At 71.5% G+C, this 22,435-nt stretch carries 21 protein-coding genes and 1 pseudogene; 6 read left to right on the top strand and 16 right to left on the bottom strand.

The features are described 5' to 3' along the window. Positions 1–4 precede the first annotated feature (4 nt). The 10 genes from ACQEVU_RS07695 to ACQEVU_RS07650 all read right to left on the bottom strand — a co-directional run bounded on the left by ACQEVU_RS07695 (position 5) and on the right by ACQEVU_RS07650 (position 8,884). Positions 5–1,057, bottom strand: coding sequence for an MSMEG_0565 family glycosyltransferase (locus tag ACQEVU_RS07695; RefSeq protein ID WP_433321843.1), 1,053 nt, complete (start codon positions 1,055–1,057; stop codon positions 5–7). Continuing rightward, positions 1,054–1,887: a carbon-nitrogen hydrolase family protein gene (locus ACQEVU_RS07690; protein ID WP_433321842.1), complete on the bottom strand. Its 834-nt coding sequence runs from the start codon at positions 1,885–1,887 to the stop codon at positions 1,054–1,056. Before ACQEVU_RS07690 ends, ACQEVU_RS07695 begins: the two co-directional genes overlap by 4 nt. A 3-nt stretch (positions 1,888–1,890) precedes the next feature. Beyond that, positions 1,891–2,727, bottom strand: coding sequence for a carbon-nitrogen hydrolase family protein (locus ACQEVU_RS07685; protein ID WP_433321841.1), 837 nt, complete (start codon positions 2,725–2,727; stop codon positions 1,891–1,893). Then, positions 2,724–4,085, bottom strand: coding sequence for an MSMEG_0567/sll0787 family protein (locus tag ACQEVU_RS07680; protein WP_433321840.1), 1,362 nt, complete (start codon positions 4,083–4,085; stop codon positions 2,724–2,726). The genes ACQEVU_RS07685 and ACQEVU_RS07680 overlap by 4 nt, the downstream gene beginning before the upstream one ends. Next, positions 4,082–5,134, bottom strand: coding sequence for an MSMEG_0568 family radical SAM protein (locus ACQEVU_RS07675; protein WP_433321839.1), 1,053 nt, complete (start codon positions 5,132–5,134; stop codon positions 4,082–4,084). Before ACQEVU_RS07675 ends, ACQEVU_RS07680 begins: the two co-directional genes overlap by 4 nt. Before the next feature lie 13 nt (positions 5,135–5,147). Continuing rightward, complete coding sequence (locus ACQEVU_RS07670) at positions 5,148–5,660, bottom strand: MSMEG_0572/Sll0783 family nitrogen starvation response protein (protein WP_433321838.1); 513 nt, start codon at positions 5,658–5,660, stop codon at positions 5,148–5,150. A gap of 11 nt (positions 5,661–5,671) precedes the next feature. Then, complete coding sequence (locus ACQEVU_RS07665) at positions 5,672–6,472, bottom strand: amidohydrolase family protein (RefSeq protein ID WP_433334844.1); 801 nt, start codon at positions 6,470–6,472, stop codon at positions 5,672–5,674. After that, positions 6,472–7,773, bottom strand: a complete 1,302-nt coding sequence (locus tag ACQEVU_RS07660) for an MSMEG_0569 family flavin-dependent oxidoreductase (protein ID WP_433321837.1) — start codon at positions 7,771–7,773, stop codon at positions 6,472–6,474. Before ACQEVU_RS07660 ends, ACQEVU_RS07665 begins: the two co-directional genes overlap by 1 nt. A gap of 85 nt (positions 7,774–7,858) precedes the next feature. Further along, entirely contained in the window at positions 7,859–8,140 is a 282-nt protein-coding gene (locus tag ACQEVU_RS07655) for an MSMEG_0570 family nitrogen starvation response protein (RefSeq protein ID WP_433321836.1), read from the bottom strand. Between the two features lie 411 nt (positions 8,141–8,551). Further along, the gene (locus ACQEVU_RS07650; RefSeq protein WP_433321835.1) at positions 8,552–8,884 is read right to left on the bottom strand and encodes a helix-turn-helix domain-containing protein; all 333 of its coding nucleotides are present in this window, start codon (positions 8,882–8,884) and stop codon (positions 8,552–8,554) included. Between the two features lie 245 nt (positions 8,885–9,129). Between ACQEVU_RS07650 and ACQEVU_RS07645 the strand changes: the two are divergent. Further along, positions 9,130–9,459, top strand: a pseudogene (locus ACQEVU_RS07645) (SDR family NAD(P)-dependent oxidoreductase); the annotation flags it as partial. A 263-nt stretch (positions 9,460–9,722) separates the two neighbouring features. Here the strand turns inward: ACQEVU_RS07645 and ACQEVU_RS07640 are convergent. The 3 genes from ACQEVU_RS07640 to ACQEVU_RS07630 are packed head-to-tail and all read right to left on the bottom strand — an operon-like array spanning position 9,723 to position 11,968. Next, positions 9,723–10,178 (bottom strand): nitroreductase/quinone reductase family protein, encoded by a 456-nt coding sequence (locus tag ACQEVU_RS07640; RefSeq protein ID WP_433321834.1) that lies wholly within the window; start codon positions 10,176–10,178, stop codon positions 9,723–9,725. After that, positions 10,175–10,852, bottom strand: coding sequence for a hypothetical protein (locus ACQEVU_RS07635; protein WP_433321833.1), 678 nt, complete (start codon positions 10,850–10,852; stop codon positions 10,175–10,177). Before ACQEVU_RS07635 ends, ACQEVU_RS07640 begins: the two co-directional genes overlap by 4 nt. 36 nt (positions 10,853–10,888) lie before the next feature. Continuing rightward, on the bottom strand, positions 10,889–11,968 hold the full coding sequence (locus ACQEVU_RS07630; protein WP_433321832.1) for a response regulator transcription factor: 1,080 nt from the start codon (positions 11,966–11,968) through the stop codon (positions 10,889–10,891). Between the two features lie 162 nt (positions 11,969–12,130). On the opposite strand from ACQEVU_RS07630, the gene ACQEVU_RS07625 reads away from it, so the two are divergent. The 3 genes from ACQEVU_RS07625 (at position 12,131) to ACQEVU_RS07615 (ending at position 15,787) form a co-directional block, all read left to right on the top strand. Continuing rightward, on the top strand, positions 12,131–12,523 hold the full coding sequence (locus ACQEVU_RS07625; protein ID WP_433321831.1) for a nuclear transport factor 2 family protein: 393 nt from the start codon (positions 12,131–12,133) through the stop codon (positions 12,521–12,523). A gap of 540 nt (positions 12,524–13,063) precedes the next feature. After that, positions 13,064–13,402 (top strand): hypothetical protein, encoded by a 339-nt coding sequence (locus ACQEVU_RS07620; protein ID WP_433321830.1) that lies wholly within the window; start codon positions 13,064–13,066, stop codon positions 13,400–13,402. Between the two features lie 450 nt (positions 13,403–13,852). Continuing rightward, positions 13,853–15,787, top strand: coding sequence for a hypothetical protein (locus tag ACQEVU_RS07615; protein ID WP_433321829.1), 1,935 nt, complete (start codon positions 13,853–13,855; stop codon positions 15,785–15,787). 168 nt (positions 15,788–15,955) lie between these two features. Here ACQEVU_RS07615 and ACQEVU_RS07610 read toward each other — a convergent pair whose 3' ends face one another. Continuing rightward, positions 15,956–16,435, bottom strand: coding sequence for a hypothetical protein (locus tag ACQEVU_RS07610; RefSeq protein ID WP_433321828.1), 480 nt, complete (start codon positions 16,433–16,435; stop codon positions 15,956–15,958). Positions 16,436–16,651: 216 nt separating this feature from the next. Between ACQEVU_RS07610 and ACQEVU_RS07605 the strand changes: the two genes are divergently transcribed. Then, complete coding sequence (locus tag ACQEVU_RS07605) at positions 16,652–16,876, top strand: hypothetical protein (RefSeq protein WP_344619174.1); 225 nt, start codon at positions 16,652–16,654, stop codon at positions 16,874–16,876. Positions 16,877–17,380: 504 nt separating this feature from the next. Here ACQEVU_RS07605 and ACQEVU_RS07600 read toward each other — a convergent pair. Further along, positions 17,381–19,033, bottom strand: coding sequence for a glycoside hydrolase family 44 protein (locus ACQEVU_RS07600; RefSeq protein ID WP_433321827.1), 1,653 nt, complete (start codon positions 19,031–19,033; stop codon positions 17,381–17,383). A 364-nt stretch (positions 19,034–19,397) separates the two neighbouring features. After that, a complete protein-coding gene (locus ACQEVU_RS07595; protein WP_433321826.1) occupies positions 19,398–22,127 on the bottom strand; it encodes an ABC transporter permease in 2,730 nt (909 codons plus the stop codon). Between the two features lie 113 nt (positions 22,128–22,240). Here ACQEVU_RS07595 and ACQEVU_RS07590 point away from each other — a divergent pair, with 113 nt between their 5' ends. Continuing rightward, positions 22,241–22,420, top strand: coding sequence for a hypothetical protein (locus ACQEVU_RS07590; RefSeq protein WP_433321825.1), 180 nt, complete (start codon positions 22,241–22,243; stop codon positions 22,418–22,420). Positions 22,421–22,435 lie beyond the last annotated feature (15 nt).

Below are 22,435 nucleotides of genomic sequence, written 5' to 3'. Positions count from 1 at the left end.
TGAACTAGGCCAGGATGCGCCGGTAGAACTGCTCATGCAGCGCGGCCGCCGCAGACCAGGTGTGGGCGGCGGCCAGCTCTCGGCCACTCTTCCGGCTTGCCTCGTCCGGGGCGTCGGCCGCCCTCAGCAGGGCCGTGGCCAGGGACGGCGGGTCGGTGCCGTAGAGGACGGCCGAGCCGAAGACCTCGCGCAGCACCGGCAGGTCGCGTACCACCACCGGGACGCCGGCGGCCAATGCCTCCATCGCGGCCAGACCGAAGCCCTCCTTCGTGGACGGGAACGCGAACACCGCGGCGCCGGCCACCCAGCGGGGCAGTTCGTCGTGGGCGACCGGGCCCAGCACCTCCGGGTGGACGTCCAGCGAGAGCGCCAGCCGGTCCCATTCGGCTCGGTAGGCGCGGTAGTCGAAGAGGGTCTCGCCGCCGGCGATGACCAGGCGCAGATCCGGCCGCGAGCGGCGGGCCAGGGCGTAGGCGCGCAGGAGGTCGAGAGAGCCCTTGCGGGGCTCGATGCCGCCGACTGCGAGCACGTACGGGTACCGCTGCGGGATCGGCTCGGCGGCGGCGAATCGCGCGGCGTCCACGCCGTTCGGGATGACGGTCGGGGCCAAGCCCCAGCCCGCGCGGAGTTCGGCGGCGACCGCGGCCGACACGGTGATGTGTGCGAACGGGCGGACGATCGCGCGCTCGTGGCAGGCGGCCAGCTCGGGCGTGGTGAAGCGGTCGAGGTGGTGGACCGTGCGGATGCAGCGGTCGACCGCGTTGGCGCTGATGCAGTCCTGGGCGTGGACGACGTCGTAGTCGTCCGGGCGGAAGGCGGCGCGCAGCAGCGCGATCGAGCGCAGGATGCGAGGGCCCACCTCCTCGCCGGGTACGTCGGGGAACGGCACCAGCTCCAGCCGTACACCCTCATCCACTGCACGGAAGAAGCCTCCTCCGCGGGCCAGGGTCCAGACCGTCACCTCGTGGCCGCGGGTTGACAGGGCCTCGGCGAGGGCGAGGGTGTGGACCACGCCGCCGCGGGGGCGCGTCGAGTAGGTGAGCAGCGCGATCCTCACCGGCCGGTCCGATACAGCGCCGGGCGCAGCTCGTCGAGGTGGCGCAGCACGCGGCGGGCGGTGGCGATCTCGCCGGCCACGTCCAGCTCGGCCACCGCCAGGCCGGCCTTGGCCCAGGTGCGGGCGAGGATGTTGCCGGCCGGGCCGACCACCTTGGCCTGGCCCAGGAAGCGCATGCCACCGGCCACGCCGGTCTGGTTCGACGACACGACGACGATCTGGTTCTCGGCCGCCCGCGCGCAGTCGTAGAGGTCGAACAGGCGCGACTGGCGGTCCTGGGAGAGTTTCGGCGCGGCGTTGGTGACGCTGGCCGGCCAGGCCGACAGGCAGGCGAGGATCTCGGCGCCGTCCAGCGCCAGGGTGCGGGCCGACTCCGGGAACGTCTTGTCGTAGTCGATGAGCATCCCGATCCGCCCGACCGGCGTGTCGAAGGCGGTGAACGCGTCGCCGGGGCGGTAGGCGATGTGCTCGGCGGCGGGCAGGTGCACCTTGCGGTGCCGGCCGAGGACGCCGGAGCCGGTCAGGCACACCGCCGCGTTGTACCGCTCGTCGCCGTCGGCCTCGCAGAAGCCCACGCAGACGACCATCTCCCCGGCCATGGCGGCGACCTGCTCGAAGATCGGGTCGTCGGGCTTCAGCGCCGGGGGAAGGGCGTCGGGGTCGGGGCGGCGCAGGTCGGCCAGGTAGCCGCCGATCGCCGCGTCCGGCAGCACCAGCAGCGCGGCCCCCTCGGCCCGCGCGTCGGCGATGAGCTTGCCGATGCGCCCGAGGTCGTGGTCGAGGTCGCGGCCGAACTGGGCCGCCGCGGCGGCGATCCGGGTGACTGCCATGGGTCACATCATCGACGGCGCGAGGGCCCGGTACGCGTCGGGGCGCCGGTCGCGCAGGTGGGCCATCGAGCGGCGGGCCGCGGCGAGCGCGCCGGCGACGTCAACGTCGGCGACCGCCACGCCGGGCGCCACGCCGGTCGTGGCGAGCACGTCGCCGCCCGGGTCGACGACCTTGGCGCTGCATACGAAGCGCAGCGAGCCGAAGCGCCCGGACTGGTTGGCCGACACCCACACCACCTGGTTCTCCAGCGCCCGCGCGCGGTCGAACAGGTCGAACCGGCGCGTCCAACGATCCTCGGCGAGGTCGTCCGGGGCGTTGGTCCGGCTGCCCGGCCAGGCCGACACGCAGACGATGATCTCCGCGCCGTCCAGCGCCAGCGACCGCGCGGCCTCCGGGAACGCCTTGTCGTAGCAGATCAGCAGCCCGATCCGGCCGATCGGGGTGTCGAATGCGGTGAACGAGTCGCCCGAGTCGTAGCTGGCGCTTTCGCGCAGGGGCTGGTGCACCTTGCGGTGGTTGCCGAGCACCCGGCCCGCGCCCACACAGACGACGGAGTTGTACCGCGTGTCGCCGCCGCCGTCCTCGCAGTACCCGGCGCAGACGACCATGTCCCCGGCGATCGCGGTGAGCCGCGCGATCTCCGGCCCGTCCAGGCGCAGCGCCGGCGGCTGGTCGGCGCCGCCGTCGAGGTGCGCCAGATAGCCCCCGAGACACGCCTCCGGAAAAGCCAGCAGGTGTACGCCGTCGGCGCGGGCCGCCGCCACGATCCGCTCGATGCGTGCGAAGTCCGCCTCGAGGTCCCGGTCGAACGCTTCCGCGGCCGCCGCGATCCTGATCATGCTGCCGCCCCCAATCCCGTCACGACGCCGTCGACCGCCTCCGTCAGCTCCCCGTCCGGCCAGCGCAGGCGTACCCCCGCCCCGGGCACGAGCTCGCCGCAGGCGGCCGTGACCGCCGGCCCGGCCGACGCCGGGGCCGCCGGCCCGGCGGTGAGCATCGCGAAGCCGGGGAAGCAGGTCAGCCAGTCGCCCATGGCCGCGCCCGCCGGCCGCGGCACCGCGGCGACGTCGAGTACGGCCGCGCAGCCGCCGGCCTCGGCCAGCATGCCGAGCGTCCCGGCGATGCCGGCCATGGACACGTCCTTGGCGGCGGCCGGCCGGGCCGCCGCCACATACCCGAGCAGCGCGCGCAGCTCCGCCGCGGTGCGCCGGCTCGTCGAGTCCCACTGCCGACCGTGGTAGCCGGGGCGCCAGCCGCCGCCGAGGTCGGCGGTGAGCCGGACGGTGTGGCCGGGCCGGCCGCCCCCGCCGGGCACCGGCCGCTCGGCCCGGCCCAGCGCGGTCGCCGACAGCGCGGCCGGCACGCCGAGTTGGGTGTGGCCGCCGAGGACGGGCACGCCGTAGGCGGCCGCGGCGCGGCGCAGCCCGCCGAGGATCCGGGCGGCCGCCGCGGCGTCGCGCGCGCCGACCGCGTTGAGCAGCCCGACCGGTGTCGCACCCATCGCGGCCAGGTCGTTCACGTTGACCAGAACGGCGCACCAGCCGGCCCAGTCCGGGTCGCGCTCCACCATCGAGGGCAGGATCGCGTCGCAGGCGGCGATGAGGTCGGAGCCGGGGACCGGGGCGCCGTCGTCGCCGACGTACGCCGGGCCGCCGGGGTTCATGCCGCGCAGCAGCCCGCCGAGGGGGCGCTTGGTTGCCTCGACGAGCGCCGCGATCCGCCCGATCGGCCAGCGCATCAGCACGTGCGGCCGGTCCGCGATCGTCACCGGTCGGATCGCCCGCCAGCCGAGCCGCTCGAACATCCGCTGCCAGCGGGCCTGCACGGTGGCGTCGAAGCGCAGCGCGCCGGCCTGCTCGGCGTAGGCGCAGGCGGCTCGTACCAGCGCCGGGCCGATCCGCTGGGCGCCGCGGGCGGCCGGGTCGACGGCCAGCCGGCCGCCCACCCACCAGCCGAGGTCCGGGCCGTCGGCGGCCGGGCCGACGCGGACGCCGCCGAGCAGCGTGCCGTCGGCCGCGCGGGCCTCCAGCACGACCGTGCGCGGGTCGTCGTCGCGGTCGTCGCGGTCGCTGCCGGCGAAGAGGCCCTGCTCCTCGACGAACACCCGGGTCCGCAGCCGGTGGTAGTCGCCGAGCGCCTCGGCCGGCCGGATCAGCAACCGCGGCGCGCCGAGCAGCGCGGGGACGAGGTCGGTCATCCGCCGGCCGCCTGAAGCACGCCGCAGGCACCGCACGCGGCGCAGCCGGCCCTCTGGTCCGCGCCGTACATCCCGGCCGCCCGCAGCAGCGCGGCCACCCGCGCGGTGACGTCCCGTACCAGCGACGGTGCCGGAGCCGGCCATCCGTCGCGGCGGGCCAGCGTGCCCGCCATCGGCCGGAACGGCACCACGAACGGGTAGACGCCCCGCGCGATCAGCCGGGCCGCGCCCTCAACCAGCTCGTAGGGGTCCTCCCCCAGCCCGATCAGCAGGTACGTCGACACCTGGTTGCGCCCGAACACCTCGACCGCGACATCCCAGGCGGCCTCGTACTCGGCCAGTGGCACCGCGCCCTTGCCGGGCATCCACCGCCGCCGGACCTCGTCGTCGAGCGACTCGACGTGGATGCCGATCGACGCCGCGCCCGCCTCGCGCAGCTCCCGGATCGCGGCCAGTTCGCGCGGCGGCTCGATCTGCACCTGGATCGGCAGGCCGGGGACGGCGGCCAGCACCGCCCGCACCGCGCGGACCAGGTTGCGGGCGCCGCGGTCGGGCCCCGCCGTGGTGCCGGTGGTCATCACCATCTGCCGGACGCCGTCGAGCCGGACCGCGGCTGCGGCCACCTCGGCCAGCTGGGCCGGGGTCTTCACCGCCACCGTGGCCTCCGAGCGCAGCGACTCCTCGATCGTGCAGAAGCGGCAGCGCTGGTCCTCGCCGTACCGGATGCAGGTCTGGACCACGGTGGTGGCGAGCACGTCCCGGCCGTGCAGCCGGGCGATCCGCTCGTAGGGCACGCCGTCGGCGGTGGTCAGCTCGTAGAAGCGCGGCCGGCGCACCACCTCGAGCGAGAGCCCGGTGTCGGTGTCGCCGAGCCAGACCCGGTCGCCGCGGATCTCGTACGGGCTGGCCGGGTCGATCGGCAGGGCGGCGTTGCGCCCGTCGATCACCAGGTGCCCGTCGTCGCTGGGGCCGGCCCCGGCCGGGCGGCGCACGGGTGTCGCCACCCGCACGCCGCGCACGGCCAGGTCGGCGCGAACGTCAATGCTCATCGCGGTGCACCGGTCAGAACATGTACGTCGAGTTGATGATCGCGCCCTTGCGCGCGTAGTGGATCAGCGCGTCCTGAACGTCCAGCGGGTGCGTCGGGATGACCCCCTCGATGAGGTCCTCCTCCCGGGCCCCGTGCAGGGACAGGCCGAAGCGGCAGCAGTACACCTTCCCGCCCTCGGCCATGAAGGTCTTCAGCGAGTTGTTGATGTTGTGTTCGCCCGGGAAGGCCGAGTTGCCGGTCGTCGGGAACCCGCGCGTGGCCAGGCAGTTCAGCGACCCCGGCCCGTAGAAGTAGATCGCCGATTCGAAGCCCTTGCGCAGTGCCCGGGTGGCCTGCAGCACGGCGACGAAGCTCACCGACGACTCGTGCGCGATGCCGTGGACGAGGGTGAAGTACACCTCACCCTCCTCGGCCTTGTAGTCGGGGAACACCTTCGTGCCGCCGTAGATGCTGGACCCCTCGGCGAGGGCCGGGTGCGGGATCTCGGAGAGGCTCTTCTGCTCGAGCTCGGTGAGGTCGGACATGACGATTCCCTTCAGCCGTAGAGCTTGTCGAACGTGGAGGTGAAGACGAGGTCGGACAGCTCGGAGCCGGCGACGGCCGCGCGCAGCCGGGCGGATTCCCCGGCGTGATCGCCCCACGGCTCGTCGCTGGCGAACAGCACCCGGTCGTGGCCGAGGCCGCGCCGGTCGATCTCGGCGGCGAGCCAGCGCGGGGCGAACCCGATGGCCCAGGACAGGTCGGTGTAGACCTGCTTGCCCGCGGCGATCCAGTCGAAGAAGCGGCCGCCGACGAGCTTGATATGGCCGCTCATCCCGCCGCCGAAGTGCACCAGGTGAATGCGGACCTCGTCGCCGAAGCGCTCGACCAGCTCGCCGACGCGGTCGATGTCGGACGCCGCGCCGGGCGAGGTGTGCACGTGGACGGTGAGGTCGTGCGCCCGGGCCGCGGCGAAGATCGGCTCCAGTCCGGGGTCGTCCGCGCCGCCGCCGAGCAGGAAACTCAGCTTGAGCGCGCGGACCCCGGGCTCGCCGGCCAGCCGCAGCGCCCTCGCGGTGCGCTCCCCGTCGCCGGGCTTGGCCGACACCCACAGGCCGGCCCGGATGCGCTCGTCGCGCTGGGCCGCCTCGACGACCAGCTCGTTGAGGCCGAAGGCGACGTCCGGGTCGGGGACGCCGTAGTTGGGCAGGACCAGGGCCCGCTCGGTGCCCTCGCGGTCGAGGTCGGCCATGAGCTCTTCGACGGTGGCGCGGGCGGTGGTGTCGGGGTTGACCGGCGGGCCGCCATAGAACGGGTACGCCGGGAGCTTGCCGAGGTGGCGGTGGGCGTCGTGCATCACGCGGCCCACTCCAGGTCCGGGTACGTCTCCGTCGGGGTGCCGGCGAGCCAGCTCACGCCCTCGGTGACCTGGCGGCGCCGCGCCGCGGTGATCTGGACGGCCAGGTGGGCGGCGTCGCGGGCCACGCCGGCGAAGCGGCCCGAGCCCCAGGTGTGCTGCCAGGGTAGGCCGAGGAAGTACAGGCCCGGACAGCTGGTGACCCCACGGTCGTGCGTCGGGTAGCCGCGGCCGTCGAAGACCGGCACCTCGATCCAGCGGTGGTCGCGGTGGAAGCCGGTGCCCCACACGACAGCGGCGACGTCCTCGAGCCGCAGTTCGTCCGCGTGCACCGCCGGTGGCCGCCACATCGGCACATACCGAGCCTCATCGGGCGCGTCGAGGCCGGCCCGCACGATGTACGCGTCGATCGCGTCCTTGATGCCCTCGGCGACGGCGTCGGCCCCGTCGAGGTTCACCGCGAGATCGTCGGCGAACGTCGCGCGGGCGGCGTCGATCCCCTTGAGCCGGCCGTACAGCCGCATCCCTTCGACCGCGAAGCGCCGCAGATCGATGTCGCGCCCGCCGTCGCGGCCGGTCATGTAGTGGTTGGCCCGCAGCCGCACCGCGTCGGCGTCGGCGAACTCGTCGATGCCCTTGTCGTAGTGACCCATCTCCTCGAGCCAGGCGAGCGTGTCGCGCCCGCGATAGCGCCGGGCCGCCCGCGGCGCCCCGCCGACCGCGAGGTGGACCGCCCGGCCGGCGAGGTGGAGATCCTCGGCGATCTGGCACCCGGACTGGCCGGTGCCCACGACCAGGACCGCGCCCTCCGGCAGCTGGTCCGGGTTGCGGTACTGCGACGAGTGCAGCTGCACGATCCGCTCGGGAAGGCGTTCGGCCAGGCGCGGTACGGCCGGCCGGTGGTAGGGCCCGGTCGCGACGACGACCTGGTCCGCGGTGACCATCCCGGCGCTGGTGACCAGCTCGAACATCCCTCCCACGCGGCGCCGCAGCCGGTGCACGGCCACGCCCTCGCGCAGCGGCGGGTCGAAGCCCGCGGCGTACTTCTCGAGGAAGGTGACGACCTCGACGCCGCTCATGAACCCGTCCGGGTCGTCGCCGCCGTAGGCATAACCGGGAAGCCGGCACTGCCAATTCGGCGTGACCAGGCAGAACGAGTCCCAGCGGCGCTCACGCCACTCGTGCCCGACCCGGTCGCGCTCGAAGACGACGTGGTCGACGCCGTTCGAGCGCAGGTGCCAGCTCATCGACAACCCGGCCTGGCCACCTCCGACCACGGCTACCGCGAAGTGCTCGCTCACGCGACGACCTCCGCTTCGCTCCGGCCGCCGCGCGAGTCAAAACTGTGCTTATGGTGAGCGGCTCCTCCGCTTCGCTCCGGACCGCTCACGCCTCGACCCCTTCCACCAGGACGTCCCCGCGGTGGGCCTGGGCGGCGGCGCGCGCCTCGACCTCACGGATCGACCGGGCCGCGTGCGCGCACGGGTGCCCGTAGGCGACCCGCACCCGCTCGCTGGCTTCCGCGAGCGCGCGGCGGCTCTGCTCGACGAACTCGTCGACCGCGAACCGCTGCCCCGCAGCGAAGAATTCTTCGACAACTGTCGATGGTGAGTAGATCCGTTGCGCGGCACCGTCGGGCCAGCGCACCAACACGAACCGTTCCGGCATGGCGATCCCTCCACCGGCCCGTCCGCCCAGCTAGGGCGGCCGGTGATGCGGACCAGTGAAGAAATCCGGTGTTTCGGCGAGGTTTCATCCGGAACAACTGCTCGTGAGATGGACCTCACCACGGCGCCCGATTTCCCCCCTATTTCGAACGTGCTGCCGCCGTGGACGATGTCGGCGATGGACACCACTCGGGCGGACTGCGATCGCCCCGGTCTCCGGCCACGTGCCGCAGGTCGCTGGGGCCTGCGACCAACCGCGCCCCGATCGCGAAGCTCACCGCGGCCGAACCCGCTCACGGGAAGGTCGAGATCGCCGGGCGAACCGTCGAAACCGGCGGTGAACGACGCCGGCCCTACGCCGTCAGCCGGCGTCCCGCGTCCGCGGCGCGGAGGGCTTCCGGGGTCGTCCCGGTCAGGCTCGGAAGGCGCGGTAGAAGGAGTTGGTGTCCTCGTATCCGAGCAGGTAGGCGATCTCGGCGCTACGCATGGCACTGTGGCCGAGATAGTGACGGGCCAGATCCTCGCGGGTGCTGGCCAGGAGCGCCTGAAAGGTAGTGCCTTCCAGGTGCAGCTGACGCTGGAGGGTACGGGAGCTGACGGCCAGGTGCCTGCTGACCGCGGTCATCGAGGGATCGCCGCCGGGGATGGTCTCGTGCAGCGCGGCGCGAACGCCATCGGCGACGGTAGCCGCGGCCTGCAGGTCCGAAAGGCGTCTACGGAGGTCGGGGGCGAAGAACCGCCACATGTGTTCGTTCTCGGTGACGAAGGCTCGAGTGGCGTCTGCACGAGAGAAGGTGATGGCGTGTGCGGCGCCCCGGCGTACGCGGGTGCCGAGGAAGTGGCCGCCTCGCCGATGCGTACCGGCAGGTTCGGGTCTGCGCCCTCGGCGTCGAGCGCGTCCCAGAACCGGAAGTACTCCTCCGGCAGCAGCGCCACCGGGCCGCGGGCGAACAGATCGCCCGGTAGCGAGGCGCGGCGCAGGACGCGGCCCGGCGGGTTCAGCGCATGCAACACCTCACCGAGCGGGGCATCCGGCCGCTCGCGATGGACGTCACCGACGATGCGTCGATGCAGGCCGGAGTACACGAGATCATCGCCGCCGAGGGCCGTATCGACGTTCTGGTCAACAACGCCGGCTACGGCTCCTACGGTGCCCTCGAGGACGTACCGATGGACGAGGCCCGCTATCAGTTCGAGGTCAACGTATTCGGCGCCGCACGGCTGACCCAGGAGACCGGCCGTGACGGCGCCTCGGTGCGACCAGACACACGGCCGCGCATCTGCTTGGCCGCCGCCGGAGGTGACTGCGCTGGCTGGTAGCCCCGTCACCGTCCACGCAGGCGGGGACGGGGCCAGTGCAAATGGTCAGCCGCCCGACCGCAGCGCGGACGCATTCGCCGACTGGCTGCGCCGACATCCTTGTGCGCGTCATCTGCCGCGACCGCGGCGGCAACTACGCGATCGGCGCCCGAGCCGGCGCCCCGAACGCGATCCAGGTCGCCGACCGCTACCACCTGTGGGCCAGCCTCGGCGAGGCCGTCGAGAAGACGGTACTGGCCCACCGGGCCTGCTTGCACCCGGGGTCAGCCGTTCAGACGGTCACGAGTCCGGCGTGGGGTCAGCACAGCGATCGGAATAGTGCGGCCAGTCATCTGCTCGTATCGCCGTCGCCAGGGCGCTTGCACCAAGATGACATCGCGCCATAAGCGGTCCCGCTCTACAAGATCCACAATCCGGATGTCGACATCGATGTGTGCGGCGCCGATTTGGATCTGAGCGTGGTTGGCGGCGCGGAGATTGCGGAACCATTGCGGCTCGTATCGCGATCCGCTGCCGGTGCCCGCAACGAGGTAGCCATCGCCATGATTGTGTAGACCGATCGCCACTGTTCGGGCGATGCCGGTGCGGCGGCCGGCGACGGTGAGTAGGCCAACGATGGTTCCCTTGGCCGGGCCCACGAGCCGTCCCCGGGAGCGGCGGTACAGCCACACCCCGATCGCATTGGCCCAACGGGTCATTTGGCGCGCGTCGGAGGTCATGGCACCAGGCCGGATTCGTGAGCAGGCTGACCCGTTTCGTGGATGTGGGCGGGCCTGGTCGCATCAGCGGTGTTGGTCAGGGCTCGCCCGAGCAGCAGAAGCCAGATCGGGGTACCAAGGATGGCGATGCCGAACAACATTCCACCGGTGGCGAACACGGCCAGTCGCGGCCAGGACATCGCGGGCGGCAGGGCGCCCAGGCCCGCGATGGCCGCCCCGGCGATCGCCGCGGCGCCGAGGTATTGACCCAGGCGGAACGGGCCTCGCAGCGCCTGCGACTGCCGCAACCATCGGTTGACCAGGAGAAGCCAGGCGGCGAAAAGCAGGTATGCGATCAGCGAGATCGGTGTTGCGACGGTGAACGGCACGGCGCCGAACACCAGCAGCAGGCTGGTGAGTGTCAATACCGCGCCGGCGGTGACCCCGATCGCCTGGGTGAGGTTGACGGTTCGACGTCGTGGGAGGTGGCGGCGCAGCCCGAGCGTGACCGGGATGAGCAGGGCTGACCCGAACGCTCCGATGAGATCGTTCGCCACGCCGAGGGAGTCTCCCCGCTCCGGGTGGTTGGCCTGCAGCGCGTAGAACGCGATGAGGGCCAGGTTGGCGGTCGCGCCGACCGCCCCGGCCGCGTAGGCGAGCAAGGCGTCGCGGCCGGCGCCCCATGGCTTATCCAACGACGCCTCCAACTGTGTGGTGTCACTCGACTGTCGCTATTGGACGGTGTCGCCTACGACGCTCGCCGTCGCGAACAGCCGGTCGTGGTAATGGTCGGCGAAGAGCGCAGCGACGAGTTCGCTGCGGCTGCTGACGCCGACCTTGGCGAAGAGCCCTTTGAGGTAGCCACGCACCGTGTGCGGCGACAGGACCAGTTCGTGCGCGATCTGTTCGGTGCTCAGCCCGCGGCACACCAGGCGCAGGACATCCTGCTCGCGCTCGGTGAGCTGCCACGCCGCGACGATGACCGGCGCGATCTCCGCCGGCCGGGCCGGCTCAATGACCACGGCGACCCGACCGTCCGGCCCGTTGGCCCCACGCAGAGCTGAGCCATGCACGATCAGCCATTGGCCGGTGCGGGTGCGTACCCGGGCGCTGGGCACCCCGTCGTCACGGCCGGCCAGCGCCGCCCGCGCCCGGGCGGCGACGATGTACACCGTCGGCGGGACGACCGGCTGCTGCGGGTATCCGGTTCGTTCGGTCAACGCGATCAGTTCGGCCATCCACTGCTCGGCCTCCGGCGTGACAGCCTCGATCCGGCCGTTCGCATCGACCACGACGGTGCCAGGCGCGCCGACGTGGCCTTGCGCCGCGGTGGCGAGCAGCGCCGTGCGCAAACCGTGCCCGATGTGTGCCGACACGCCGGCGACGAAGCTCGCCTCGCGGCCGCTGTACGCCCCATGTCGGCGCAGCAGCGCGGCGAAGCCCCAGCACAAGCCATTCGCGACAAACACCACCCGCAGCTCATCCTCGATGCCGAGCGGCTCGCCGATCACCCGGTACCGCGCACTTTGCCGAAGGTCTCCGCTCGTGGCCTGACTGAGCACGCCGACGGTGCGGGTCGCGCCGACCAACTCGACGAACTTGTTGACGTCCGGCACGAGCAGCTCGTGCGCGTAGTAGGGCTCGCAGATGTCCGCCGGCAGGTTGTGCACGAGTCCCCCGGTCGGCAGCAAGGCCGCCGGGTCCGTGATCGCCCAGAACGAAGCGTCGAACCCGACCGCAGCGCGCACGCAGGCAAACACCTGCCCGAGCAACTGCCCGGCTGGCAGGCCCTGGTGGCACAGGCGTACCACATCGCGACGGGCGCGGCCGGCGACGGTCGAACCAGACATGCCACCAGCCTAGGGCGTCGCCAGCCCCGGCCAACCCCTCAAACGGGGGGTCGATTCCTCTGACTCTTGACCGCTACAAACGCACCTGACTGTCACCGATTTGCGGATTCGAGGAGATCAGCGATGGACGAACATCCCAACGTCGCATTGGTTCGCCGGGCCTACCAGGCGTTTGCGGTCGGAGATCTGGCCACCGTCGGCGAACTTTTGCATGACGAGATCGTCTACCACTTCGGCGGCCGTAGCCCCTTGGCCGCCGACTACCAGGGCAAGCAGCAGGTGTTCGGGTTCTGGGCCCGCCAGTACGAGCTCACCGGTGGCACCCTGCGCATCGTCCCATCGGTCATCACCGCGACTGACGAGTACGCGTTCGTGCGGCTGCAGGCCACGGCCGAGCGGGACGGCAAGACGCTGACCGCACCCGGCGTGAACGTGATCCGGCTACGTGACGGTAAGGCGCTGGAGTTCTGGAGCTACACCGACGACCAGTACGCGCTGGACGAATTCTGGTCCTGAACCGGCCACAGCGGCGTTGGGGAGGCATCGATGAGCAAGGCCGGCGACCACGCTGTCGTGCTGGGCGCGAGCATGGCCGGGCTGTTGTCGGCCCGGGGTGCTCGCCGACGCCTATCAGCGGGTCACGATCGTCGAGCGTGACCCGCTGCCGACCGGCGAGCCGGACCGCAAGGGCGTACCACAGGGGCGGCACGCCCACGCGCTGCTCCCGCGGGGCGCGCAGATCCTCGACGACCTGTTCCCCGGGCTGCTGCACGAGTTGGTGGCCGACGGCGTTCCCATCACCAGCAGCCCCGAACATTGGTGGTTCTGCTTCAGCGGCCACGTGCTGTGCCGCACCGGTGCTTCCGACGACCCGGGCTACCAACCCAGCCCCCCCCTACCTGGAAGCCCAACTTCGCCGGCGGGTCCGCGGCTTGGGCAACGTCGGAAGAGCAATACCCCTTGGTCGATCGGTTACTTCCCGTCCCACTGGCGCGTGCGGTACGTTACCGTCGGGCATCGACGTGGGGGTGGGCATTGGATCCAGTCACGGTCGGCGTGGCAGCCGCAGCCCTGCTTGGCCAGACGGCCGGTGAGGAGTTCGCCAAGCAGGCCGGATCTGCGGCATGGCAGGTCGTCCGGAGCCTCGCTGAGGCAATCCGTGCGAAGTTGTCGCCGCGCGGGGTGGCCGCACTGGAGCAGATTGACGGCGCCGGGGCCGAGGCGATCGTCGCGGACGAGGTCCGCTCGGCGGCCGAGACCGACCCGGCTTTCCGCAACCTGGTCGAGGACCTCCTCGCCCAGGCCAAGGCGACCATCGGAGTGGCCGCGGTCGCCCGGGACAACGCCAAACAGGTGAATTTCGGCGGCGACAACCACGGCACGATCAACCTGTAGGCGGCCGGATGCACGCCGAGGCCGCCGGCCACGCCACCCAGGTGAACTTCGCCGGCGACAATTACGGCGCTGTGTACCTCGCCGGCGAGCGGCGCACCCTGCGGGCCGTCCACCAGCTGCCGCTACGCCCGGCCGGCTTCACGGGCCGCGCCGAGCTGATGGCGTCGCTCGCCGAGCTACTCACCGACAGGTGGGGACCTAAAATCGTCAACATCTACGGCATACCCGGCGTCGGCAAGTCGGCGCTGGCGATCAGCCTCGGGCATCGGCTGAGCGAACGGCGCTACCAGGACTGCCAACTGTACGCAAATCTGCGCCGAGTCCGACGGGCGCCCGGCGTCCGTCGACGACGTACTCGGCGGCCTGCTCGTGGCGCTGGGTTGGCCTGCCGCGGAGGTACCGAGCGGCCTCGGGCTGCGGTCGAGCGCCTATCGGTCGGCGCTCGCAGCGATGAGCACCGTTGTCATCATCGACAACGCCTCCAGCGCCGCCCAGGTCGAGCCGCTGCTGCCCGGGCAGACCGACGCCGCCGTGATCATCACCAGCTGGGCGCCCCTGGGTGATCTCCCCGGCGAACTTGTGGCGCTGCCGACGCTGAACGGCAGCGAGGCTGTCGACCTCCTCCGCGCAGTGGCCCAGCGTGATGTCTCCGCCTCGGACGAGCCGGCGGTGCGTGAGGTCGCCCGGCTCGCCGGGAACCTGCCGCTCGCCCTGACAATCGCTGCCGGCCTGCTCAAGACCCGCCGCCACTGGACCTGGACCGACCTGAAACAGCGGTTGGGCCGCGCCGACGGCGGCGTGCAGCTGGACAAGCTCGTCACCGCCGGGCGGGCGGTCAAAGCGGCCATCGACCTCGCCTACCGTGACCTCGACCCCGCCGCCGCGCGCGGCTACCGGCTCCTCGGCCTTGCACCGGCGGCGACGGCAAGCACCGGGCTCGTGCGGGCCCTGCTGGACGGCGACGACGACGTGCTCGACGAGCTCCTCGGCCGGGAGCTGCTGCAGCGCGACTCCCAGCACACGCTGCGCATGCACGACCTGCTGTGGCAGCGCGCCCGGGATCTGGTCCGGGACGAGGACCCGGCCGTGGTGGCGGCCGCTGTCGCCCGGATGACCTCATGGTCGCTCGCCCAGCTCGAGGCGGACTATCTGTCCCAGTTCCAGGTGAGCCTGAGCCTGACGTCCCCGTTCGAGGAGGCGGACTCCGCGCGCGTCTACATCGAGAGCCCACTCGACGTCGGTTCGCTCACCGAGTTGTTCCCGGCGCAGCGCCGGGTGGTGCTGGTCGCCCCAGGCGGGACGGGCAAGACCACGATGGTCGGCCATCTGTGCCACCTCGCGGCGCTCCGCCACGCCGCCGACCCGGAGACACCAAAGCCCATCATGGCGCTGCTGCGCGATGCCGGCCCGGATGACATCGGCGGCGACCTCACGTCGCTGCTACGCAGGACGCTGCGGCAACGATTCGGCCGGGAGCTCACCCCGGACGCCCTGCAGGTCGCGCTGGGCCGCGGCAAGGTATTCGTCGTCCTCGACGGCCTCGACGAGGTCATCGACCCGACGCTGCGACCGGCCCTGCTCGCCGCGATCCGCCGCTTCGCCGACACGTACCCCGGTGCTTCGCTGCTGGTGACGACCCGGCCCTACGCCTCCATCGACGCCGACCTAGCCGCCTTCCGCCGCGTCGCGATCGCCCCATGGACCGAGACCATGGCCCACCGCTACCTCTCGACCCTGACTTCATACACTCCGTTCGATACCCAGCAGCTGTGGGAGTGGGTTTCGCAGGCGACCGAGCGCCCCGCTCTCTTCGGGACACCCTTCGGACTTCAGCTGCTCGCGGCATTCGCCTACCGTTTCGGCCGGATGCCGCAGAATTTCACGATGATGCTGGATGAGACGATCACCGCGACAATCAGCCGTGAGGGCCAGAGGGGCACCGTCAGCGTCCCGTTCATAGAACTACGGCAAGCCCTGGAGAGCATTGCGTTCGCGATGCAGTCGCGGCCGGACAACCGAGTATCGATAACTCACGACGAGTTGCTTCGACAGGTGAGCAGCCTCGTCGCCGGCCAGTCAGCGCCGGAAATCGTGTCGAACCTGGTATCGCGTTCCCTCGTCCTGCGCGAGATCGAAGCGACAACCTACGCATTCACGCATACGGCGTTCCGGGAACACCTTGCCGCCGCATATCTGGCCCAACTGGACCCACCGGAGTTCGTCGACATCGTGGCACAGCACGTCACGGACCCGTCGTGGGAGGCCGTATTCCGGGCGGCGCTCGAACTGGCCGAGCATGGCCGTGGCCCGGCCTTCAAGCGGCGCATCCTGGGCGAGGCCGCGCAGACTGCCGATCCCGGCGTGCTCAAGATCCTCGGAGATTAGCCCGATACCTGGCGCGTCCCATAAGCCGCCCGGCGGTGCCGTTATGGTGTACCAGCGCGACCACCGCCGACCGCCCAGGACCCTCCGGGCGGCCGGCAGCACGGCTACCGCCAGCCGGGCGGCGCCGCCTTACGCGAGATCGACTTCTGGGTCGGGGCGCAACTTCGCCTACTGCGGCGGCATACCCTGTGGCGGCATGTTCGGTGGTGGCGGGGTCGGTTGGCCGCCGTAGGGAAGCTGCTGCGGGCTGCCGTACGGTGACGGCGCCGCGTAGGACTGCGGCGGGAACGGCTGGACGGTGGCCTGCGGATTGCCGCGGCGGACGACCAGAGCCGGGACCACCAGCGCCACGCCGAACGTGATGAGCACCGCGTCGGCGATCGTGTAGGCGTTGTTGGCCGTGTTCAGCGTGTCGATGTCGCTGTCGGTGTTCGTCGCGATCGACGACAGGTGCAGCACCCACACGATGGTGACGATCTGGTCGACGGCAATGAACAGGCTGCCCAGCGCGCCGAGCACCGCCGCGCCGACGCCCAGCCGGCGGATGCCGACGAGTGCCAGCACGACGCCGGCCAGTGCGATCAGGATCACCGGCACCCGGATGCCGGTCTGCACGCCGTTGGACAGCGGCGCCATCGCGTCGATCATCGCGCACCCCTCCCGTTCAGGCTGGAGCGAACTCTACGGTGTCGTGGACGCATCCAGCAGTACCGCCGCCGCTTTCAAGGCCATGCCGTCCAGCGGCTCCGGCCGGCGCAACCCTGATGTCCTGGGAGGCCGGCGTACAGCCGCCGGACCCGAAGTAGCAGGGCCCTTCGTGGCCGCTACGCTTCACCACACCTGCGACTGGAGGACCACTTCATAATGAGCGAAGAGTACGTCACCCTCGACGACAAGGACCTCAACGGCGACGGCGTCGTCGACCAGGCCAAGATCTACACTCTCGACGACGGCGCCAACGTGCTGGAGGCCGACACGGACGGCGACGGCGAGGTCGACCTCATCGCGATCGACGCCGACGGCGACGGCGTCTACGAGGAGACCGTCGACCCCGCCACCGGCGAGTCCACGGACCTCACCAACTCCTGAACCGAGGGCCGCGCGACCCCGAGTCCCCGGCCGCCAGTCACGGCCGGGGCTCTTGTCAATCGGGACGAGCCGGATGGATGGAGGGTCAGGCGACCCGACCGTAGCCCGTACGGCGTGCCGGGGAGTTGATGGAGTCGTACCGCACGGGCGTCCCCGGTCTGCAGTCCTCGATGATCTGGCCGTTGCCGACGTAGATGGCCACGTGCCGACGGCAGATCCCGTCGCAGCCGAACGCGCCGGAGCGCAACAGGTCGTCGACGACTCGACAAGATCAGACGTAGGGACATGCCACGGTCCGAGTGGCTCCGTCTGGTGGAGCACGACCGTCGGGCCTCATGGCGCCCGGGTACCAGCGCACCGCGGACGGCTTCGAGACCCGGCTCGGTACCGACCAGGAGGAGCATCAAGCCGCATCATCGCGTTTGCGGCATGTACAGGGTGGCCCGGATCGGGGCCGGGCCACCCTGTACTACAGGTACGAGCTGGCTGTACGGCAGCCGACCGTCAGCGCCGGCCTCTGCCCAGGACGAGCAGGGTGATGGAGTTCGCCGGGTACGTCGCGTCGACCTTGCCCGAGCGCACCGCGAGATCGTCGCCGCGCACGATTGCGTTGAGGTTGGCCGGGCTGTAGGTGAACCGCTGCGCAGTACTGTTGCCCTTGAATCCGGTCACCGACAGCGGCGATGTCAGATCGCTGCCGGTCTTGTTGACGATCATGACCGTCAGCGCGTTGTCGCACGAGCGCTGCGCGGCGTACACCGCAAGCTGCCCCTGGTCGCTGCTGGTGGCCGACACACTCACGTCACCGAACCGGCTCCCCGCGCCGTCGTAGTTGCGGTACATCCGGAAGGAGTAGGCGCCGGGTTGCGTCGGCTGGGGCTCGCCCCACATGGTGGCGAGGTCGAGTCCCTCGCGCCCGAAGATGCCGAGAACGTCGGCCTGGGCCAGCGCGCCGTTGATGTTGTCCAGCGCGCCCCAGTTGTACTCGGTGATGGCGACCTTCGTGCCCGGATAGTACTGGGCGACCCATGCCTTCATCGTGCGGATGAACTGCAACGGCGGCGCGTTCACGCCGCTGGGGCCGATCCACGACTCCTCGACGTACGTCGGGTCCCACAGCGAACGCGTCGACCGCAGCCGCAACGCGTTGGCGTCCGGGTCTTCGCCGCCGCTGATCTGCGGGTAGTAGTGCTGGTCGAAGTAGTTGAGGAAGCGCCTCCCGCCGTGGGCGTCGCTGTAGTCTTTCATGTTCTTCAGGAACCATTGGGAGAGGTTGAGCCCGCCGTGCGCGGCCGCGTCGGCACCCGGCGCGCACCCGTCCAGCCCGGACGCCACCCATTCGCAGTAACCCCAGCCCGAGGGGCCGAGGACCGCCGCGCTCGGGTCAGCGGCCTTGATGGCCGCGGCGGTCGCCGTACTCTTGTTGGCCAGTTCGTCGTCCGTCACCGCGTCGGGGTGTACGTCGCGGTGTGTGGAGCTCCACAGCACGGGCTCGTTGTCGAGTTCGTAGATCGATACGCCGCCCCGCGCGGCCGTGCCGAACTGGCGCACCAGATGCGACACCATGTCGCCGTCGAACGAGGCGTCGGCCGGGATCGAGGTGTCCGTCGGGACGGCCCCGATGAGGTTCGTGCCGTTGAGCTTGCCGTTACCGCAGTTGGCGTCCCACTGGTCGAACGAGTCCTGACTCGGGAAGCGGGTCGCCGGGAACCCGCAGGCGAATGGGTGGGCAGCCGGTGAATCCTTTGCCACCCACCCGCTCATCGGTACGGTGACGATCTGCTTGGTGCCGCGGTTCCTGTTGGTCTGGACGAACGCCTCGACCGTGTTGTCAGGCCCGGCCACGATGTTCTCGAAGTACCAGTCGCTGCCGGTGTTGTAGGTGTGGTTCTTGAAGTTGTACCGGGTGCTTGCGTTGCCGCCCCAGCGCGCCACCGGCATGCCGATCTCGGCGGCGAACGCCGGGTCGGCTCCGTTCAGCCCGTAGATGTCGGGACTGATCACATGCCGCGCAGCGGACACGTCCACGGACAGCGTCAGCCCGGTAGCCGCCTCGGCCGGGGAAGCGGCCTGGGCGCTCAACACCGCCGCCACGAGCGACACCACCACCCCGCTCGTCGTGGTTATTCGCAGTTTCCGCCGCCGTTGACCACCCATCGCCGGCCCCCTCATCAATCAAGCAATTGACATTGATCGATTACTGTGACCGCATGCTGCACGCGAGTCAAGCCGCCAGCACGGCAAAGAGACCGGCGTCCGGCGAGGCACGCCCTCCAACCCACCCGTACCCCGGCACAACCCCCAGACGCGGCGTGAACGTTACAAGGCCGCTCCCCCAGGAGCGGTACAAATGACGGCGTAGCGCGGCTTGGTGGTCGTCCGCCGGGGCACGATCCTGGCGCCCGCACGAGGTCCCACGCACTTGATCATGGCTTGCACAAGAAGCCGATGTCAGCCTGCAAGGAAAAGCCCCCGGCCGGGTGGCCGGGGGCGGGTGGTCAGGGCCGTCGGAGCGGCCGGGTTACTCCTCGGCCAACAGGCGGGCCGTCGGCAGTCGGCGCAGGGAGCGGACCGGCAGCAGCGCCGCCGCTATGGCCAGCAGTGCGCCGCCCACGGCCGCGGCGGCCGCCACGATGTACGAGGTTGCGGTGAGGTTCGAGTCGAGCAGGGCGGCCGTGCCGAGGGCGGTGCCCGCGCCCGCCGCGGCGCCGAGGGTGCCGATGGCCAGCGCCTCGTAGACGGCCAGGCGCGACAGTGGCGAGTCGGCCCAGCCCACGGCGCCGAGAAGGGCGAACTCGGCAGCGCGCTCGCGGATGTTGACGTAGAGCACGTCGGCGACCGTTACCGCGCCCAGCAGGGTGGTCAGGACGGCCGCGATGTAGTCGGTGGCCTGCACCTGCACGGTGATCGCGTCGCCGAGGACGGAGCCGGAGACGCTGCCGCGGAACGTGAGGTTGATGATCACCAACAGGGTCAGGGCGGCGACGCCGAGGGCCAGGCTCGCGGCGCCCAGGGCGGTGCGGCCCGGTGCGCGCAGGACGTTGCGCATGGCCAGGCCGCAGATGCGGTGCGGCACCCGACGGCGGCGCAGGAGGGCGACGGCGGGGCGCACGGCGGCGCCCGGATCGGCGCGGGTGGCCCGCCAGGCGGGTGGCAGGGCCGAGAGCACGCTCAGCAGTACCGCCGCCGGAATGGCCAACAGGGCATAGTCGGCGCCCAGCGCGACGCCGAGCACGCGGGACAGCGCCAGCGCCAGGATGGTGCCGAGCAGGCCGGCGACCGCGCCGACGGCCACCGACTCCCCCGCGACCAGCGTGAACAACCGCCAGCGGGCCCAGCCGAGGCAGGCGAGCACGCCGAGTTCGGTGGCCCGGGTACGCACCGCCGCGCCGGTCGCGTTGCCGACTGCCAGCGCGCACGCGATCAGGACCAGGATGGCTAGGACCAGCGACTTGCCGTCCAGCGCCGACACGATCGTCGTGGCCACGCCGAGCTTCAGCCAGTCCTGGCGCAGGGTCGACGCCGGGCGGCCGAACTTGCCGGGCGGCACGTTCAGCGCGACGGCCGACGGCGAGGAGCCCACGGTGAGGTCGACCCGCAGGCCGGTAGCCAGGTGGATCTGGTCGGCGATGGCGCGGACCCGCTCCTGGGACGTGTCGTCCGGGCCGACGGCGCCGGCCACGCGGACCCGCACCATCGAGATCGGGGCGTCCTTGTTGACACCGTGCGCCGCGTCGACGTTGGTGTAGGGGTCGCGCTGCAGCGCCGGGAGCGCCGAGAGGGTGGTGAGCAGGTGCGCGCGCTGGCCGAGCGGGCCGGCGAAGTCCGTGGTGGGCGACGAGCCCCGGCGGTACAGGTCGAAGGGCATCGTCGACAGCTGCGGGCCGAGCTGGACCTTGGCCGGGTCGAACACCCCGACGCCGCGCAGGAACGCGTCCTTGGTCTTGGAGGTCGAGTCCGGCACGTGCCGGACGATCGAGCGGACCGGGTCGTCGGCCATGCCCATCGGCACCGGGTTCGTCGCCGGTTGGCCGTGCACGGCCCGGCCCCACTCGCCGCCGGTGTAGGGCACGACCGCGACGGACCGGTCCGCGCCCGTCAGCGCCATCGGGCTGGTCGTCCACCACTGCTGGACGTACGAGGTGCCGGTCGTGGAGAGGCCGATGCCGGCGTCCGCGGCCGGCGGGTGCGCGATGGTGTCGACGATGGACGGGTACAGGTCCTGGGCGGTGACCTCCTTCGCGCCGATCTGCGTGGCGGGCTGGGCCGCGTAGTACTCGGCCGCGTTGTCCAGCCGCATGCCGGCGGCGGTGTGCTCGGCCGCGTCGCCGCCGACGCGGTCGATCTGCAGCCGCACCTGCTGGTCGAGGTCCAGGCTGCCGGCGGTGAGCACGGGGATGCCGCCGGCCCGGTCGTCGGCCGCGAGGTACTGCCCGGAGGTCACGGCGCCATCGAGCCCGTCGAGCTTGGCCTCCTGCGCCGGGTCGATCGCCGCCATCAGCAGCGGGATCGGGAAGAGCACGTGCACCTGCGCCTTGGCGGACTGGTTCGCGCTGGATGTGGGGTCGCTCGACCAGCAGCGGGCCTCCGTGCGGTCGCTCACCGACAGTGGGTTCGTGCCGACGCTGCCCGTGGCCGGCTCGCAGACCGGGGTCACCCCGCCCGGGGCGTGCTCGCGGATCTCGGGCATCTTCGGCGCGTTCGAGCTGTCGTACTGCTGGCCGATGACGAACGGGTCACCCGGCACGTACTCGAGCTGGTTGCGGGTCACGTAGAGGTACTTCGGCCCATCGGCGATCTTCGACAGCCCACCGTCGCCGACGAAGGTCGGGCTCACCCGCAGGACCTGCCGGTCGCCGCCGGCCGCGAGATAGTCCGACAGGTCGACCGTGACCGTCGCGGTCTGCATCACGTAGCCGACCATCGCCACGGGCGCGGCGACGGAGACCCCCGGGATGTCGAGGACCCTCCGCCACTGGGCCTCGGTGATGCCGCCATAGGTGGACGCGACCCGGTCGGTGCTGATCAGGCCCTGCCCCTGCTCGCCGGCGTCGACGGCCGCGGGCGGGCGGACCAGGATGTCGTAGACGGGCCGGTAGTTCGCCTGCACGGTGCCCTCGACCCGCACCTGGGACCCGCGGGACGCCGAAGCGAGCAGCGCGAAGCTCGCCACGGCGATGGCCACCGCGGCGATCGTGGCCGCCAGCCGACCCCGCCGGAAGAACAACTGGGCGCGGATGAGCGAGATCAACTGATACCCCCCGAGGAAACATCGGCAGCGAACCGGTAAGGAATCGTTAGCGCGGCCTCGCAGACTCCGATCAGCCGCCGGCACGGGGCCGGCGGACAGCGGAGGAGACCTTCATGGTGAACAAGCTCAGGGCGGTGGGTGACCGGATGCTCGGCGCGCTGCTGCCCAAGGCCACGGCGCGGGCCTACAACTGCTGGGACGCGTACGACTCCAACTGCAGGAACGGTGCCGAGACGTGCTGCTGGTACGAGGGCCAGGGCACCCGCTGCTGGTGCACGTACGGCCCCGCGTAACCGCTTCGACGCGCC

It is taken from the genome of Dactylosporangium sp. CA-139066, assembly GCF_050936175.1.
In the GTDB taxonomy this organism is placed as follows: Bacteria; Actinomycetota; Actinomycetes; order Mycobacteriales; family Micromonosporaceae; genus Dactylosporangium.
Note: the sequence above shows the minus strand (reverse complement) of the source record. Positions and strands in the feature narration are given on the sequence as shown.

Coding starts and splice junctions, on each gene's coding strand:
- ACQEVU_RS07670 (WP_433321838.1), bottom strand. CDS start 5,660: ATGTCCGACCTCACCGAGCTCGAGCAGAAGAGCCTCTCCGAGATCCCG.
- ACQEVU_RS07605 (WP_344619174.1), top strand. CDS start 16,652: ATGAGCGAAGAGTACGTCACCCTCGACGACAAGGACCTCAACGGCGAC.
- ACQEVU_RS07680 (WP_433321840.1), bottom strand. CDS start 4,085: ATGACCGACCTCGTCCCCGCGCTGCTCGGCGCGCCGCGGTTGCTGATC.
- ACQEVU_RS07650 (WP_433321835.1), bottom strand. CDS start 8,884: ATGTGGCGGTTCTTCGCCCCCGACCTCCGTAGACGCCTTTCGGACCTG.
- ACQEVU_RS07610 (WP_433321828.1), bottom strand. CDS start 16,435: ATGATCGACGCGATGGCGCCGCTGTCCAACGGCGTGCAGACCGGCATC.
- ACQEVU_RS07675 (WP_433321839.1), bottom strand. CDS start 5,134: ATGAGCATTGACGTTCGCGCCGACCTGGCCGTGCGCGGCGTGCGGGTG.
- ACQEVU_RS07640 (WP_433321834.1), bottom strand. CDS start 10,178: ATGACCTCCGACGCGCGCCAAATGACCCGTTGGGCCAATGCGATCGGG.
- ACQEVU_RS07600 (WP_433321827.1), bottom strand. CDS start 19,033: ATGGGTGGTCAACGGCGGCGGAAACTGCGAATAACCACGACGAGCGGG.
- ACQEVU_RS07590 (WP_433321825.1), top strand. CDS start 22,241: ATGGTGAACAAGCTCAGGGCGGTGGGTGACCGGATGCTCGGCGCGCTG.
- ACQEVU_RS07625 (WP_433321831.1), top strand. CDS start 12,131: ATGGACGAACATCCCAACGTCGCATTGGTTCGCCGGGCCTACCAGGCG.
- ACQEVU_RS07690 (WP_433321842.1), bottom strand. CDS start 1,887: ATGGCAGTCACCCGGATCGCCGCCGCGGCGGCCCAGTTCGGCCGCGAC.
- ACQEVU_RS07665 (WP_433334844.1), bottom strand. CDS start 6,472: ATGCACGACGCCCACCGCCACCTCGGCAAGCTCCCGGCGTACCCGTTC.
- ACQEVU_RS07685 (WP_433321841.1), bottom strand. CDS start 2,727: ATGATCAGGATCGCGGCGGCCGCGGAAGCGTTCGACCGGGACCTCGAG.
- ACQEVU_RS07655 (WP_433321836.1), bottom strand. CDS start 8,140: ATGCCGGAACGGTTCGTGTTGGTGCGCTGGCCCGACGGTGCCGCGCAA.
- ACQEVU_RS07615 (WP_433321829.1), top strand. CDS start 13,853: ATGAGCACCGTTGTCATCATCGACAACGCCTCCAGCGCCGCCCAGGTC.